This is a genomic window from Paenibacillus sp. YN15, from assembly GCF_003285005.1.
Lineage (GTDB): Bacteria > Bacillota > Bacilli > Paenibacillales > NBRC-103111 > Paenibacillus_AR.
Window position 1 is genome coordinate 44,607 of sequence record NZ_QMFA01000010.1, and the last position, 13,188, is coordinate 57,794.

A 13,188-nucleotide genomic window follows, 5' to 3' on the forward strand; every position below is an offset into this window, starting at 1 on the left:
CGTGGCCGCCGTTAGAATTTCCGGGACGGCTTTTTCGCCGAAATAACGGCTCTCCCCGCCGTTAGATTCCCCCGCAAAAATATGCGCCGTTACCCCCCTTAGAAAATGCGCCGCACCACCCGGCTTATTGCTGCCGCAGCTTATACGAGCGGTAACGCTGGTTGCCGCTGGCCACGGCCAGAGCCCCGTGCTCAACCAGCCGGTGGAGAAGATGTCTGGTTTGGCGCTCCGACATTTGCAGATGCGAAGAAAGCTCCTTGGGCATAAACGGACGTGCCAGCCTGCGGGCAAAACGCACAGTCTCCGCTTCGCTCCATCCCAATCCGGGCGGCGCGGATGTGGAAAGAAACCTGCCGGCAAACGCCAGCGTCAGCTGCCTGCACACCGCCGGGTCATCCCTGATGGACAGGTAGGCTACAGGCAGAATGAGCCAGTCATCCAAAGCCAGCAGGGCGTGCTTCAAACACAGGTCCTTAAACCGGCCTGTGTCGATATCCCGTGCATGAGTCCGGTAGTCCTGAATCTCAATGCAGCCCTTCGCCCCGGCTCCCGGCAGATAAGCCAGATCAAGATAACGGCAGCCGTTATTCATATCCCGGACTTCATATTCCGGATATAAGAAATCGAAATTTCCAATGGCAGGAAACCAGACAGCACGCAAAAATGTCTCTGTTCCATGGCTTAACCCCTTCGCCAGCAGCTCTCTTCTGCGGGGGTTGGGCTCCTCCCTGATCTGTTTGGCCAGCCATTGCTCATACATCAATTGAAATGCGCTGCTCATCACACCTCTTCAGCCTCCCTGGACGCGAAAAAGCCGCCTTAATACCAGCCCGTTTGTTCAACCGGCCGTACCAAAGCGGCATGTGCTTCACGCCATCAATAGTTTTTTTTGAAAAGTCGATACAGGTATTATAGCATAAATGGGCTGGTAAGCATCAGCAAGTTACAGGGCAATAACATCCGCGCGGGGCGAAGCGAAGGCTAACGGAAGTGGGGGCCCTTATTTGCCCCAAAACAGGGCTTCCGGATTTTTAACGGCGGCAGAAGCCGTTATTTTGCCTGAAATGGGCGCCGCGCAGGCGAATGCCTTCAAATAACGGCTCTGGCCGCCGTTAGAATTTCCGGGGTGGCTTTTTCGCAGAAATAACGGCTCTCCCCGCCGTTAGATTCCCCCTCCTCCGCCTCCTCCCCCGCCCGTCTCCAACCCCTGTTCCTTGCCGCGGGCAATCTCGGCCTGCTCTTCGGCTGCCTGCTGGCTGTCCAGATAATCCTGGAGATCGTCCTGAACGCTGGTGTCCGCCAATGGCACCTTGGAGCGGTGCGCCGACCGGATAATGATATGTCCCCCTACAGGGGCAGTCAGGAAGACGAAGGCGATCCCCAGCAGCAATCGGATGCTGGAAACGCCATGCGTAAACAGAAAATAGAAGAAGGTGCCCAATAGAATGCTAAGGATGCCGAGGGTTGCGCTTTTGGTTGAGGCGTGAGCACGGTTGTATACGTCCGGAAGGCGGAGAATCCCCAGGGAGCTGATCAGACTCATCAGGGTTCCGGTAATGACCAGGATCGAGACGATAATTTCAATGATCGTTGTTGCGTTCAATGACAGCCCCGCCTTCCATATATTTGCTCAGGGCAATGGTACTCAAGAATGCCAATATGCCGATAAGCAGGATCGCTTCCAGATAAGCATGGGAGCTCAGCATAATCGAGAGAACCGCAATAATGCCGATAACGATATAGCCCATGGTGTCAAGGGCCAATATGCGGTCATGTATGGAGGGTCCCACAATTACCCGGTATAAAGCGGCGACAAGAGAAATGGACAGCAGAAACATGGACAAAAGCATAATGTTATCAAACATTACCGCATCACCTCAATAATGGCGTTTTCGAACTTGCGCATGGTTTTGGTTATATTGTTGCGGTAGTCGTTGGCATCCATAGCGTGAATGAACAAGACGCCCGCCTTGGGGTCGATCTCCATGATCACAGAGCCTGGCGTCAGGGTTACCAATGCCGACAAGAGGGTAATTTCGAAGTTCGTTTTCAGAATGGTCTCGGAGCGGAATATCCCCGGCTGGATGTTCAGCTTCGGCCGCGTCACCAGCAAAGCCACCACCACGGTGGATTTGAACAGCTCCACAATGAACAGGCCAATCAGCTTGGCAATGGAGATGATCTTTTTGCCGTAGAAGGATTCGGGAAAAAAGCGCCGCATCAGAAAAATAATGATGAAGCCGATGGCGTAGCCTATGCCAAAAACCACCACATTCCAGGATTCATTAAGCAGCATATACACAAAAGCGATCAACAGGTTGAGTAAAAGTTGAGTCGTTATCTCCATCACGTCCTTTACTGCTTAGGAGCTGCGCAAAAATGAGCGGTGCCTTATTTCGCCGCAGTCTCTTTAGGTTGTATCTTCAGCTACCGCTTGAAAACGGCATCGATATAAACGGAGGGGTTCATCACGGTGTCGACAGCTTGCTCCACATAAGAAAGCACCCACTCGGCCCTCAAGCCCATTACCACGATGAGGAACACCAATATGAAGCCGGGCAATAAGGCGCTGTTGCCAGTTTCCTTCTGGTCTCCTTCGCTCATGAGGGTCTCGCCCCAGAAGCTGTGGATAAAGATTTTTACAACGGAATACAGCACCATCAGACTGGTCAGAATCGCCACAACCGACATGGCGAGATGTCCCTCGGCAATCCCGCCCTTGAGAATCATAACCTTGCCCACAAAGCCGCTTAGCGGGGGAACGCCTGCAAGGGCAAGGGCGGCAATAAAGAACAGCCAACCCAGCACCGGCCGGAAGAGCAGCAGTCCGCTGAAATCCTTGAGCTTATCCGAGCCGAAGATGGAAATAATCGCTCCGCCCAGGATGAAGATCAGCCCCTTGGCCAGCATATCGTGAATCAGATAGAAGATAGCGCCGGTCATGGAGTCCGTGGTGGCCATCCCCACCCCGAAGAGGATGAAGCCAACGGCAACAACCACGTTGTAGGCGAGAATTTTTTTGATCTCCCAATGAAAGACGGCGCCAAGCGCACCCAATATCATGGTAAGCACCGACATGTAAAGAATTGCCGTATGGGTAATCTCCGGCTTATGATAGAACAGCAGCGTGAATGTGCGGATAATGGCGTAAATGCCTACCTTGGTGAGAAGCGCCGCGAACAGCGCCGAAACGGCAGGCGGGGGTGCACTATACGAGCCGGGCAGCCAGAAGAACAGCAATAAGCCTGATTTGAGGCCGAATACGGAGAGGAACAGGAAGCTGACCGTGGTCAGCAATCCGTCTTGTCCAATGGCGGCGATCCGTTCGGAGAGATGGGCCATATTCAGCGTTCCCGTAATGGAATACAGGTAGGCAATGGAAATGACGAACATAGTGGAGGAAACAACATTAATAATGACATATTTGATGGATTCACGGAGCTGAAGCCTTTTGCCGCCCAGAGACAGCAGGACATAAGAAGAAATCAGCATGACCTCGAAAAAGACGAACAGGTTGAAGATATCGCCGGTCAAAAAAGAACCGTTCACACCGCAAAGCAGGATGAGCATAAAAGGATAAATAAAATGAAGCTTATGCTCATGGGAGATGGAGCCGAAGGTGTACAGCATGCACATCAGACTGACGGTGGTGGCGGCGAGGACAAGCAGGGACGATAACATGTCTGCCACCAGATTGATGCCATAAGGAGCCTCCCAGCCTCCCACATCCAAAACAAGGATGCCGTGGGCGGAGACCCGGTGGATGATGAAGACGGACACCCCGATGGTCAGGAGCAAACCGATGACAGCCAGCCCTTGCTGCAGACGGATGCGGCGGCGGAAGAAGATCATGGTCATGCCGGTGAGGAGGGGAATAATAATCGGCAGAATTAAAACATTAGTCATGCATGCTACCTCTCAATTGCTTCAAATTGTCAGTACCCAGCTCCACGTATGTGCGGTAGCCAAGCACCAGAAGAAATGCGGTCAGGGCAAAGCTGATGACGATGGAGGTAAGGATCAGCGCATGGGGCACAGGGTCGGTATAGCTGGAAGCCCCTTCGCCCAAAAGAGGGGCCGCTCCCTTCTTCAAGCCGTTGATGGCCATCAGCATCAGATGGGTGGCATGGGAAAAGACCGTAAGCCCCAGAATGATCCGCAGCAGGTTTTTGTTCAGAATAAGATAGGTTCCGACAGTAAACAGAATGCCGGAAATAATGATAATGAACGTCTCCATTATTTTTTGTCCTCGCTTATACTCGTGATTATCGTCATTGTTGTTCCCACAACGGTCATGTATACCCCCAGATCAAAGGCCAGGGCGGAAGCAATCTCCGTTTTGCCGAGAAGCGGAAGATTCACATAGGTGAAGGACTGGAACAGGAAGGGAAGATCCAGCAGCATGGAAACCGTGCCGGTCAGCACGGAGGTAATCACACCCGCGGCGGCAATCCGGTTGAACGGGAAAGGGATGATGTTCCGCACGGACTGAAGGTCGAATGCCAGATAAAGCAGCACCAGCGCCGAAGAAGTGATCAGGCCTCCGATGAAGCCGCCGCCGGGATTATGGTGTCCTGCGAACAGCACGTACACGGAGAAGATCAAAATGATGAACACCAATATTTTGGCGGCCGTTTGCAGAAAGACATCCGTAAATTTCAATTTCATGGCTGTTTCCTCCCTGCCTGGCGAAGTTTAATCATCGTGAAGATGCCGATTCCCGCCGTGAAGAGCACAACGCTCTCCAGCATGGTATCGAAGCCGCGGAAATCAACCAGAATGGCGTTGACCATATTGCGGGCGCCGGCGAGCTTGTAGGAATCCTTGTAAAACTCGGCAATGGACTCGAACATATGATGGCTTTGCGTGGAAAGCCCGATCAATGTCAGTGTCATGCCTACGCCGACGGCAATAATGGCGTTGGTGACGCGGAATTTCATGGGTGTAATATACTTGCTGATCTTCGGCAGAAAGTAGAAGCACAGCAGGAACAAGGTGGTGGAGATGGTTTCCACCACAAGCTGTGTCAGAGCCAAATCCGGAGCCCGGAAGATGATGAAGAACAGGGAAACAATATAGCCGATTACACTGACCGCAATAATGGAGATCAGCCTGGATCTCGTGAACAGCATGTGGATTGCTGCCGCAACTGTGGTAAAGCCCAGCAAATATTCATACATCTGGATCGGCGCGTTGCCTGACAGGTCCAGACTCCACGCGCCCTGCACAAACAAGGAGCCTCCCGCCATAACAATGATGAACACGAACAGATAGGATAAATAATGGGTGGTGGAGCCGGTTATGTAGAAGCCGGTAATCTTCCCGGCAAGACGCTCCATTCCGGTAAGGCCGCTGTCATATGCCTGGTTAAGGCTGAACCTAAGCGGGATGCTGTCGTAGATATCAATAAATCGGGTTATATATCGGTACAGTAGAGTACCCAGTAGGATAATTCCCAGCGTCATCATAATTTCGGTGTTAAAGCCGTGCCAAGCGGAAATATGTACATGCCACTCCGCTCCATTGGCGAAGACCTGCGGCAGGATTGCCTTAACCGTAGGCTCCAACAGGGAGGATGCAATAATATTCGGAAAGAAGAACAGGATCAGAACGAATGCCGCCAGGATCATCGGCGAGATGAGCATACCCAGAGGGGCCTCATGGGGAATGCGCTCCCCTTCTTTGGGCTGGTGAGGGCCCATAAACACCCTGAAGATCAGGATCATACAATAAACAAACGTCAGGACGCTTGCCAGCCAGGCAATGACGGGAATAAATATAAACCAGCCATTCATGGTGCGGGAAGCGGTCAGCACACCGCTGAAGAACATTTCCTTGCTTAAGAAACCGCCAAAAGGAGGAAGCCCTGCCATGGAGAATGCGCCAATCATGGTCAGAGTGAAGGAAACGGGCATTACATGAATCAATCCGCTTAAGCGGCGTATATCCCGCGTGCCTGTCTCATGGTCAAGGATGCCAATCATCATAAAGAGACAGCCTTTGAAGATGGAGTGGTTGATCAGATGGAACACACCTGCCAGTACGGCGCCTGCAAACATCAGGGAGCTATCGCTGTATTGGCTGTTAAGGGCGATGGAGCCGATGCCCAGCAAACACATAATCAGACCGATTTGGCTGATGGTGGAGAAGGCGAGGAGCGCCTTCAGGTCGCTTTGGCGGATGGCCTTCATGGAGCCGATCAAGAGAGTAATCAGCCCTACAATGGTAATGGTCCAGAACCATTCCATATGTCCGCCGAAGATGGGGGTCAGACGGGCTACCAGATAGACGCCTGCCTTGACCATGGTTGCGGAGTGCAGATAGGCGCTGATGGGAGTAGGAGCCTCCATGGCGTCAGGCAGCCAGATGTGAAACGGAAATTGGGCCGACTTGGTAAAAGCGCCCAGCAGGATGAAGAACATAGCCGGGAGAAAATAAGGATGCTGCGCCAGTTGGCCGCTAGAGGCAATCAGCTCGCGGATACTGAGGGTTCCGCCGGCGGATGACAGGATGATGAACCCGAGAAGCATGAAGAAGCCGCCGGTCATGGTGATAAACATGGACTTTTGGGCCCCGTAGCGCGACCGCTTGCGGTGGTACCAAAAGGCGATGAGCAGGAAGGAGGAAACGCTGGTCAGCTCCCAAAATGCATACAGGGTCAGCAGGTTGTCGGAAAGCACGGAGCCCAGCATAGCTCCCATGAACAGCATCAGATAGGCATAAAAGAGATGCAGCTTCTCCCGGGTTTTGGACATATAGAAGATGGAATAGAACACAACCAGAGCGCCAATGCCCGTTATCAACAGAGCAAAAAGGAGGGAGAGACTATCCAGATAGACGGAGAAGTCAATGCCAAGAGACGGTATCCACGAGACCGTGTAAAGCACAGGCTCAAGAGGGTGGCCGGAGGAATAATAGCTTGCAAAAAAGACGAGCAGAACCACGGGGACAGCCATAACAAACCAGCCGGTATGTATGCGGTGCGCATATTTAGCCAAAAGAGGGACGAACGGGACGCAAAAAAAAGGGATCAGAATCGCGATATGCAGTAGGTTCAACTATAAGCCGCTCCTTATTCTTTAAGTTTTGTTGTAAATGGTTACGGGGGCAGCTTCGCCGGCCCCTGACAGGTCTTTTGGAGATGGCTCTCCTGATAAAATCCATTGCTTTGGCAACATGTATCTTCCTCTCCTTTATGATCTCCATATTTAATCATACTACGTATTGATGCATTGTAGGATTAATTATACCCTATGTGAGTTGACACCATCAAACTTTATGTGTAGTCTAGTGCTATCTTTAGGCAGAGGTGAGTTTAAAACCATGAAGACTGGAAGTATGGATGAATGCATACTTGTCTGTGTTTATTATGGACCAAATGGCGAACGGCTCATCCGCAGAGGCGGCAAAATTGCCAAAATGCTGAACTGTCCGCTATATGTGCTGACCGTTGACCGGCAACCCGAAGACGAGTGGGATATTGAAAAAAGCCACTACATTTCCGCATGGAAGAAGATTGCCGAGGAGCTTGGGGCGGAGGAGTTCATTATCAAGTACAATGAAAAACGTCCTGTGGTAAAAGTGATTAGCGAGGTAGCCAAGCAAAAAAATGTTACACAGATCGTACTGGGGCAGACTGCCCAGAGCAGGTGGGAGGAAATCACGAAGGGCTCCATTGTAAACCTGCTGCTGCATGATATCTCCTTCGTTGATCTTCATATTGTATCCGTTTCCCGGGAGCTGAACGTTCAGGAGGGCTTCTACGAAAAAGGGGTCCGCGCCTATCTCCAGGAGGGGCCTGAGGGCTTCAGGCTCTGCTTCAACCACACGCACCTGGACAAGTATGAGGGCATTTTCTATAAAGAGGTGGGCACCGACTTCAATAACGGAATCTTTAAATTCCTGAAGGACAATGAAACCGTTGAAGTCCTTGTGGTCGATGATTATGTAAGGGATATTAACGAGCGCGTCAAATAAAGAGATATAGGGATGCTTCGCGCCAGCCGCGGAGATTCGGGGAGAGGCTGTGCGAAAAGTCAAATGGGAGAAGCTCTAACGAATCTGGGTATCGCTATTTGCCTATAGGTGAGCCTGTTTGAAATCTAACGAATCGTAGGATCGCTATTTGTCCGAATGTGCGCCGAAATGCGTTCAAACCGGCGAATAAGGCGATAGAGATTCGTTAGATTTTTTTTCATGCCCGTTTTCGTGAAATAGCGTGAGAGAGATTCGTTAGCCAGATTCTGCTTGTCCTCAGTGGATAACAAAACCCTTGACACCCCTCCCCCGCTATGTATAATGGACATCAACCGCATAATAGCTTTCTAGGGTTCCGCAGCAGTCTGCTGGTCTGGTCCGAGAGAAAGCGGCAGTCTTCGGACTGCTTCCACGGAGGGACAAAAGCCCGGGAGAATAGCTGCATCCGCAGTTTATTCTTCCGGGTTTTTCTGTGTTCCGGGGCGCGGTCAAGGATGGACATCATAAGGAGGAGAAACCATGGACAAAAATTGGGCATCCGTCGGATTGGCGGCGCTGTTCGAGGTGGGCTGGGTCATCGGCATGAAGCATGCGGAGGGAGTGTTGGAGATTGGCGGCACCGTCATTGCCATCATCGTCAGCTTCTATTTGATGATCCGCGCCTCCCGGGCGCTTCCGGTGGGAACCGTCTACGCGGTATTTGTCGGGCTGGGAACCGCAGGTACGGTGGTAGCGGAGCTGGTATTATTCGATGCGCCTGCCAATGTGCTGAAAATCCTCCTGATCGGCACTTTGCTGGCCGGAGTGACCGGATTAAAGCTGCTGAGCCCCAAAACAAAAAAGGAGGCGGGATAAACCATGGCATGGATTTTCCTGATATTCGCCGGATTATTTGAGATGGCGGGCGTAGCTATGATTAATAAGCTGAACAAGGAGCGGGGCTGGAGGGCGTTTCTGCTTATGGCGGGCGGATTTGGACTGAGCTTCCTCTTCCTGTCCCAGGCCATGAAGGAATTGCCTATGGGCACAGCCTATGCGGTGTGGACCGGAATCGGGGCTTCCGGCGGCGCCGCGGCGGGAATGCTGCTCTACGGAGAGCCCAGAAGCTTGCCGCGAATCCTTTGCATCGCCACCGTTCTGGCTTCCGCAGTAGGGTTAAAGCTGGTTGGCTAAACGCGCCGCCGGTTTTACACTGAACGGCTGACAGAGCTGCCGGAAGCTTAGACGTTGTTCATACTCAGTTCATAAACCTGCGTTACCATGCCAATATCAACGGATCAAGGAGGAATTGGCATGGATAGAAAGAGGAGAGAAGCAAACCCCGGCATCGGGGATTGGGCTGTTGAGGCCAACGGACTGGTCAAGGTCTTCGGGGCGAACCGGGCCGTAGACGGAGTGGATCTGCGGGTGAAAACCGGCAGTATTTACGGGGTGCTGGGGCCCAATGGAGCCGGCAAAACCACCACCATCCGGATGCTGGCGACGCTGCTGGCGCCGGACGCCGGGTCGGCGCAGGTTTTTGGGCATGATGTGGGTAAGGAGCCGCAGATTGTGCGGCAGCTTATCGGAGTGACGGGGCAATATGCTTCCGTGGACGATTCCTTGAGCGCTACGGAAAATCTGGTGATTTTCTCCCGGCTGCTGGGGCTGTCCCGCGCGGATGCCAAACGGAAGGCGGCGGAGCTGCTGGAGGAGTTTGGCCTGACGGAGGCGGCAAAACGGCCGCTGAAGAATTTCTCCGGCGGGATGCGGCGGCGTCTGGATTTGGCGGCCAGTCTGATTGCCCAGCCGCCGCTGATCTTCCTGGACGAACCCACCACCGGGCTGGACCCCCGGACCCGGGCCCAAATGTGGGAAACCATCCGGCGTCTGGTGAAAACGGGCTCCACTGTTCTTTTGACCACACAATATCTGGATGAAGCGGATCAGCTGGCAGACCGGATTGCCGTTATTGACCGGGGCCATGTGGTTGCCGAAGGAACGGTTGACGAGTTGAAAATGTCGGTGGGCACCGCATCCCTGCAGCTGCGGGTAGTGGATTCGGCGGAAACCGAGCGCGCGCGGCGGAGAGTGGAGCAGGTGCTGCAGGTACGGGCCGCCATCTCCGCAGAGGCCGGAAGAATAACCGCGCCCATGTCCGACCCCGACAGAGTAACGGATTTGCTGATTGCCCTGCGGGAGGAAGGCATCCATCTGGCGGAAATGAGCGTGCAGAAGCCGACGCTGGATGAAGTGTTCCTGACTATTACCGGGGATGCAACCGCCGCTCAGCCTTCCGGACAGCCCGCAATATCACATCAATTGGAGGGGGCAAATGTATGAGCCAGACCACCATTACGCCAGGAGCCATCCGGCAGTTGAAAAACCGTACCAGCCTTAGGCAAACGATCCGCAATTCCCTGACGATGGCCTACCGGGGATTGCTCAAAATCCGGCATACGCCGGAGCAACTGTTTGACGTCACCCTTCAGCCCATTATTTTCACCTTGATGTTTACGTATATCTTCGGCGGAGCCATCTCGGGTGATGTGGCCAGCTATTTGCCCATTATTATTCCCGGGATATTGGTCCAGACGGTGATCACTACCTCTGTGGTTACCGGCGTTCAACTGAGGGAGGATATGGACAAAGGGGTGTTCGACCGCTTCAAGTCCCTGCCCATTGCCCGCATTGCGCCGCTGGCGGGAGCTCTGCTGGCGGATACGATCCGCTATACCATCGCCACTGTGCTGACCTTTGTGATGGGGTATTTGATGGGCTACCGTCCCGCCGGGGGCATTGAGCATGTGGTGCTGGCCGGGCTTTTGGTCATCGGCTGCTCTTGGGCCATCAGCTGGATCTTTGCCTTCTTTGGCGTTATTGCCCGGACTGCCTCCAGCGTACAGGGGATGTCCATGATCATCCTGTTTCCCCTGACCTTTTTGTCCAATGCGTATGTGCCCGTGGAAACCATGCCCAAATGGCTGCAGTGGTTCGCCAATATCAATCCTATCTCCCATCTGGTGAGCGCCGTCCGCGAGCTGACCAATACCGGAAGCGTGGGCAGCGATCTGGTCATCTCCCTTGTGGGCGCAGCCGTGATTGTGGCTATCTTTGCCCCTATGACGGTGCGGGCATACATGCGCAAAGCATAGTTTATCCGCGGGCTTGACAAACGGGAGCGCATCAGGCAAGGTTTCAATGGAGGTGGCTGCATGACCCGGATACTGGTAGTGGATGACGATATGCATATACGCGAGATGGTCCGGCATTTTCTCAAGCTGGAGGGCTGGGAGGTGCTGGAGGCTTCGGATGGCCGGGAGGCTTTGGCCGTTTTGGCCGATACTCCCGCGGACCTGGTCATTTTGGATATTATGATGCCGGGGATGGACGGCTGGGAGCTGTGCCGCGAATTAAGGGAGCAGCAGGAGAATCTTCCGCTGCTGATGCTGACCGCCAAGGGAGAGGCCTCCCAGGTTGTGAAGGGGTTTGCCTTGGGCACCGACGACTATATCGCCAAGCCCTTCGATCCTATGGTGCTGGTAGCCCGGGTCAAGGCGCTGCTGAAGCGCTACCGCATCCTGTCCTCCCAGACGGTGCAGCTGGGGAATCTGGTTCTGCGGCGGGATACCTTTCAATGTATGGACGGGGCGGAGGAGATTACCCTGCCCCGCAAGGAGTTTGAGCTGCTGTTCAAGCTGGCGGGTTATCCGGGCAAAACCTTTACCCGGGACCAGCTCATTGAGCAAATCTGGGGTTATGATTACGAAGGGGATGAGCGGACGGTGGATGTGCATATCAAGCGGCTGCGGGAGCGGTTCCCGGAGAGCAGCCATACCTTCCGGATCAGCACGATCCGCGGCCTGGGCTACCGGCTGGAGGTGGTTCAGCCGTGAGAGACCGTCCCGGCTTCCTTCATATTGCCCTGAATGTGCTCATGGTCATCGCTTTTCTGTTGCTGTGCTGGTCAGGGGCATACATGGCCTCGGAGAGGATTTATGCCGCATTAGGCTGGGAGCCCCACGGGCTGCTGGCTTTTCTCATCAATGCGGTTCTGGGGTTTATGCTGTTCGGGGTGGCCATCGGCATTATCGGTCCGTTCCTGCGGCCCAATGAGCATAAGCTGTTTACCGAGCTTATTGAGGCCATGCGCCAGATATCCCGGGGAGACTTCCAGGTGGAGCTGGCTCCGATATTGGGCCAAATGGGAAAGCATGAGCGGGAGCGGCATCCTTTTGCGCAGCTGGTGACCAGCATTGATGACATGGCCGCCAATCTGAAGGAGATGGAGGAGCTGCGCCAGGAGTTTATCTCCAATGTCTCCCATGAGATCGGGTCGCCTCTGACCTCGATTATGGGCTTTGCCAAAGCGCTCAGAAGCGGCGCTCTGGATACCGAGGAGCGGGAACGGTATCTGGATATTATCGAGACGGAATGCGTCCGCCTCTCCAAGCTCAGCGACAATCTGATGAAGCTGGCGGTGCTGGATTCGGCGCAGTCCTCTGTGCACCCCGGCATCTACAGGTTGGATAAGCAGCTGATTTCCCTGATTCTGGCTTGTGAGCCGCAATGGGAAGCCAAGGAAATCGATATGAACCTGGAGCCGGAGGCGGTGGAGGTTGCCGCGGATGAGGATTTGATGAGCCAGGTGTGGCTGAATCTGCTGCATAATGCGATTAAATTTACCCCGGCGGGAGGGCGGATCACGGTCTCTGTTGCCCGGGAGGGCGGTCAGGCGGCGGTGTGGATTGCGGACAACGGGCCGGGCATTGCCGAGGAGGACCAGGCCCGCATTTTCGAGCGGTTCTACAAGGCGGACAGGTCCCGCACCCGGTCCGGCGGAGGCAGCGGGCTGGGACTATCCATCGCCCACAAAATTGTGGAGATGCACGGCGGCTCCATCACCGTGGCCAGCAAGCCGGGGGAGGGAGCGGCGTTTACCGTTTTGATTCCGGCAGCGGGCGGGGAGGGCAAGTCCTGATCGGAGGCGGGGGAGGAGAAAGCATAGCGGAACTCAGCGACCCTTAAACGCGATAATTTGACCATTTCGGCATATTGCGGAACTGAGCGGCGCTTAATTGGGCCCGAGGCCGGCCGATGGGCTGTAATTGCCCGTTTGCGACCAATTAAGGGCCGGATAGTTCCGTTATTTGGCGTATACGGCCCATAATACAGTTTAAGAGCTTCTCATTTCCGTAAGCGCATGTTGATTCTGCGTTCCTCAGCCTACCT

At 54.0% G+C, this 13,188-nt stretch carries 15 protein-coding genes and 1 riboswitch; of the genes, 7 read left to right on the forward strand and 8 right to left on the reverse strand.

Features of this window, described 5'->3' with window-relative positions; translation table 11 throughout:
• Nucleotides 1–124: 124 nt before the first annotated feature.
• From DQG13_RS10650 to DQG13_RS10685, 8 genes are all read right to left on the reverse strand, one after another.
• Nucleotides 125–781 (reverse strand): transcriptional regulator, encoded by a 657-nt coding sequence (locus DQG13_RS10650; RefSeq protein WP_113019738.1) that lies wholly within the window; start codon nucleotides 779–781, stop codon nucleotides 125–127.
• A 381-nt stretch (nucleotides 782–1,162) separates the two neighbouring features.
• Nucleotides 1,163–1,603: a monovalent cation/H(+) antiporter subunit G gene (mnhG, locus tag DQG13_RS10655; protein ID WP_113019739.1), complete on the reverse strand. Its 441-nt coding sequence runs from the start codon at nucleotides 1,601–1,603 to the stop codon at nucleotides 1,163–1,165.
• Nucleotides 1,581–1,865, reverse strand: a complete 285-nt coding sequence (locus DQG13_RS10660; protein WP_113019740.1) for a Na(+)/H(+) antiporter subunit F1 — start codon at nucleotides 1,863–1,865, stop codon at nucleotides 1,581–1,583. The genes mnhG and DQG13_RS10660 overlap by 23 nt, the downstream gene beginning before the upstream one ends.
• Nucleotides 1,865–2,347 carry a Na+/H+ antiporter subunit E gene (locus DQG13_RS10665; protein WP_113019741.1) on the reverse strand — a complete coding sequence of 161 codons (483 nt, stop codon included), beginning with the start codon at nucleotides 2,345–2,347 and terminating at the stop codon, nucleotides 1,865–1,867. The genes DQG13_RS10660 and DQG13_RS10665 overlap by 1 nt, the downstream gene beginning before the upstream one ends.
• Before the next feature lie 80 nt (nucleotides 2,348–2,427).
• A complete protein-coding gene (locus DQG13_RS10670; RefSeq protein WP_113019742.1) occupies nucleotides 2,428–3,906 on the reverse strand; it encodes a Na+/H+ antiporter subunit D in 1,479 nt (492 codons plus the stop codon).
• Complete coding sequence (locus tag DQG13_RS10675; RefSeq protein ID WP_113019743.1) at nucleotides 3,899–4,237, reverse strand: Na(+)/H(+) antiporter subunit C; 339 nt, start codon at nucleotides 4,235–4,237, stop codon at nucleotides 3,899–3,901. Before DQG13_RS10675 ends, DQG13_RS10670 begins: the two co-directional genes overlap by 8 nt.
• Nucleotides 4,237–4,668, reverse strand: a complete 432-nt coding sequence (locus DQG13_RS10680) for a Na(+)/H(+) antiporter subunit B (RefSeq protein WP_309472228.1) — start codon at nucleotides 4,666–4,668, stop codon at nucleotides 4,237–4,239. The genes DQG13_RS10675 and DQG13_RS10680 overlap by 1 nt, the downstream gene beginning before the upstream one ends.
• Nucleotides 4,665–7,058, reverse strand: a complete 2,394-nt coding sequence (locus DQG13_RS10685; RefSeq protein WP_113019744.1) for a Na+/H+ antiporter subunit A — start codon at nucleotides 7,056–7,058, stop codon at nucleotides 4,665–4,667. The genes DQG13_RS10680 and DQG13_RS10685 overlap by 4 nt, the downstream gene beginning before the upstream one ends.
• A 265-nt stretch (nucleotides 7,059–7,323) precedes the next feature.
• On the opposite strand from DQG13_RS10685, the gene DQG13_RS10690 reads away from it, so the two are divergent.
• The 7 genes from DQG13_RS10690 (at nucleotide 7,324) to DQG13_RS10720 (ending at nucleotide 12,937) form a co-directional block, all read left to right on the forward strand.
• The gene (locus DQG13_RS10690) at nucleotides 7,324–7,977 is read left to right on the forward strand and encodes a universal stress protein (RefSeq protein ID WP_113019745.1); all 654 of its coding nucleotides are present in this window, start codon (nucleotides 7,324–7,326) and stop codon (nucleotides 7,975–7,977) included.
• A gap of 336 nt (nucleotides 7,978–8,313) precedes the next feature.
• A riboswitch (guanidine-I (ykkC/yxkD leader) is annotated at nucleotides 8,314–8,413 on the forward strand.
• An 83-nt stretch (nucleotides 8,414–8,496) separates the two neighbouring features.
• Nucleotides 8,497–8,832, forward strand: a complete 336-nt coding sequence (locus DQG13_RS10695) for a DMT family transporter (RefSeq protein ID WP_113019746.1) — start codon at nucleotides 8,497–8,499, stop codon at nucleotides 8,830–8,832.
• 3 nt (nucleotides 8,833–8,835) lie between these two features.
• Nucleotides 8,836–9,150: a DMT family transporter gene (locus DQG13_RS10700; protein ID WP_113019747.1), complete on the forward strand. Its 315-nt coding sequence runs from the start codon at nucleotides 8,836–8,838 to the stop codon at nucleotides 9,148–9,150.
• Nucleotides 9,151–9,270: 120 nt separating this feature from the next.
• A complete protein-coding gene (locus DQG13_RS10705; protein WP_113019748.1) occupies nucleotides 9,271–10,299 on the forward strand; it encodes an ATP-binding cassette domain-containing protein in 1,029 nt (342 codons plus the stop codon).
• Nucleotides 10,296–11,111, forward strand: coding sequence for an ABC transporter permease (locus DQG13_RS10710; RefSeq protein ID WP_113019749.1), 816 nt, complete (start codon nucleotides 10,296–10,298; stop codon nucleotides 11,109–11,111). Before DQG13_RS10705 ends, DQG13_RS10710 begins: the two co-directional genes overlap by 4 nt.
• A gap of 60 nt (nucleotides 11,112–11,171) precedes the next feature.
• Nucleotides 11,172–11,852 (forward strand): response regulator transcription factor, encoded by a 681-nt coding sequence (locus DQG13_RS10715; RefSeq protein ID WP_113019750.1) that lies wholly within the window; start codon nucleotides 11,172–11,174, stop codon nucleotides 11,850–11,852.
• Nucleotides 11,849–12,937 carry a sensor histidine kinase gene (locus tag DQG13_RS10720; RefSeq protein ID WP_258525619.1) on the forward strand — a complete coding sequence of 363 codons (1,089 nt, stop codon included), beginning with the start codon at nucleotides 11,849–11,851 and terminating at the stop codon, nucleotides 12,935–12,937. The genes DQG13_RS10715 and DQG13_RS10720 overlap by 4 nt, the downstream gene beginning before the upstream one ends.
• Nucleotides 12,938–13,188: the final 251 nt, after the last annotated feature.

Coding starts and splice junctions, on each gene's coding strand:
- DQG13_RS10650 (WP_113019738.1), bottom strand. CDS start 781: ATGAGCAGCGCATTTCAATTGATGTATGAGCAATGGCTGGCCAAACAG.
- DQG13_RS10660 (WP_113019740.1), bottom strand. CDS start 1,865: ATGTTTGATAACATTATGCTTTTGTCCATGTTTCTGCTGTCCATTTCT.
- DQG13_RS10665 (WP_113019741.1), bottom strand. CDS start 2,347: ATGGAGATAACGACTCAACTTTTACTCAACCTGTTGATCGCTTTTGTG.
- DQG13_RS10670 (WP_113019742.1), bottom strand. CDS start 3,906: ATGACTAATGTTTTAATTCTGCCGATTATTATTCCCCTCCTCACCGGC.
- DQG13_RS10675 (WP_113019743.1), bottom strand. CDS start 4,237: ATGGAGACGTTCATTATCATTATTTCCGGCATTCTGTTTACTGTCGGA.
- DQG13_RS10680 (WP_309472228.1), bottom strand. CDS start 4,668: ATGAAATTGAAATTTACGGATGTCTTTCTGCAAACGGCCGCCAAAATA.
- DQG13_RS10690 (WP_113019745.1), top strand. CDS start 7,324: ATGAAGACTGGAAGTATGGATGAATGCATACTTGTCTGTGTTTATTAT.
- DQG13_RS10695 (WP_113019746.1), top strand. CDS start 8,497: ATGGACAAAAATTGGGCATCCGTCGGATTGGCGGCGCTGTTCGAGGTG.
- DQG13_RS10700 (WP_113019747.1), top strand. CDS start 8,836: ATGGCATGGATTTTCCTGATATTCGCCGGATTATTTGAGATGGCGGGC.
- DQG13_RS10705 (WP_113019748.1), top strand. CDS start 9,271: ATGGATAGAAAGAGGAGAGAAGCAAACCCCGGCATCGGGGATTGGGCT.
- DQG13_RS10710 (WP_113019749.1), top strand. CDS start 10,296: ATGAGCCAGACCACCATTACGCCAGGAGCCATCCGGCAGTTGAAAAAC.
- DQG13_RS10715 (WP_113019750.1), top strand. CDS start 11,172: ATGACCCGGATACTGGTAGTGGATGACGATATGCATATACGCGAGATG.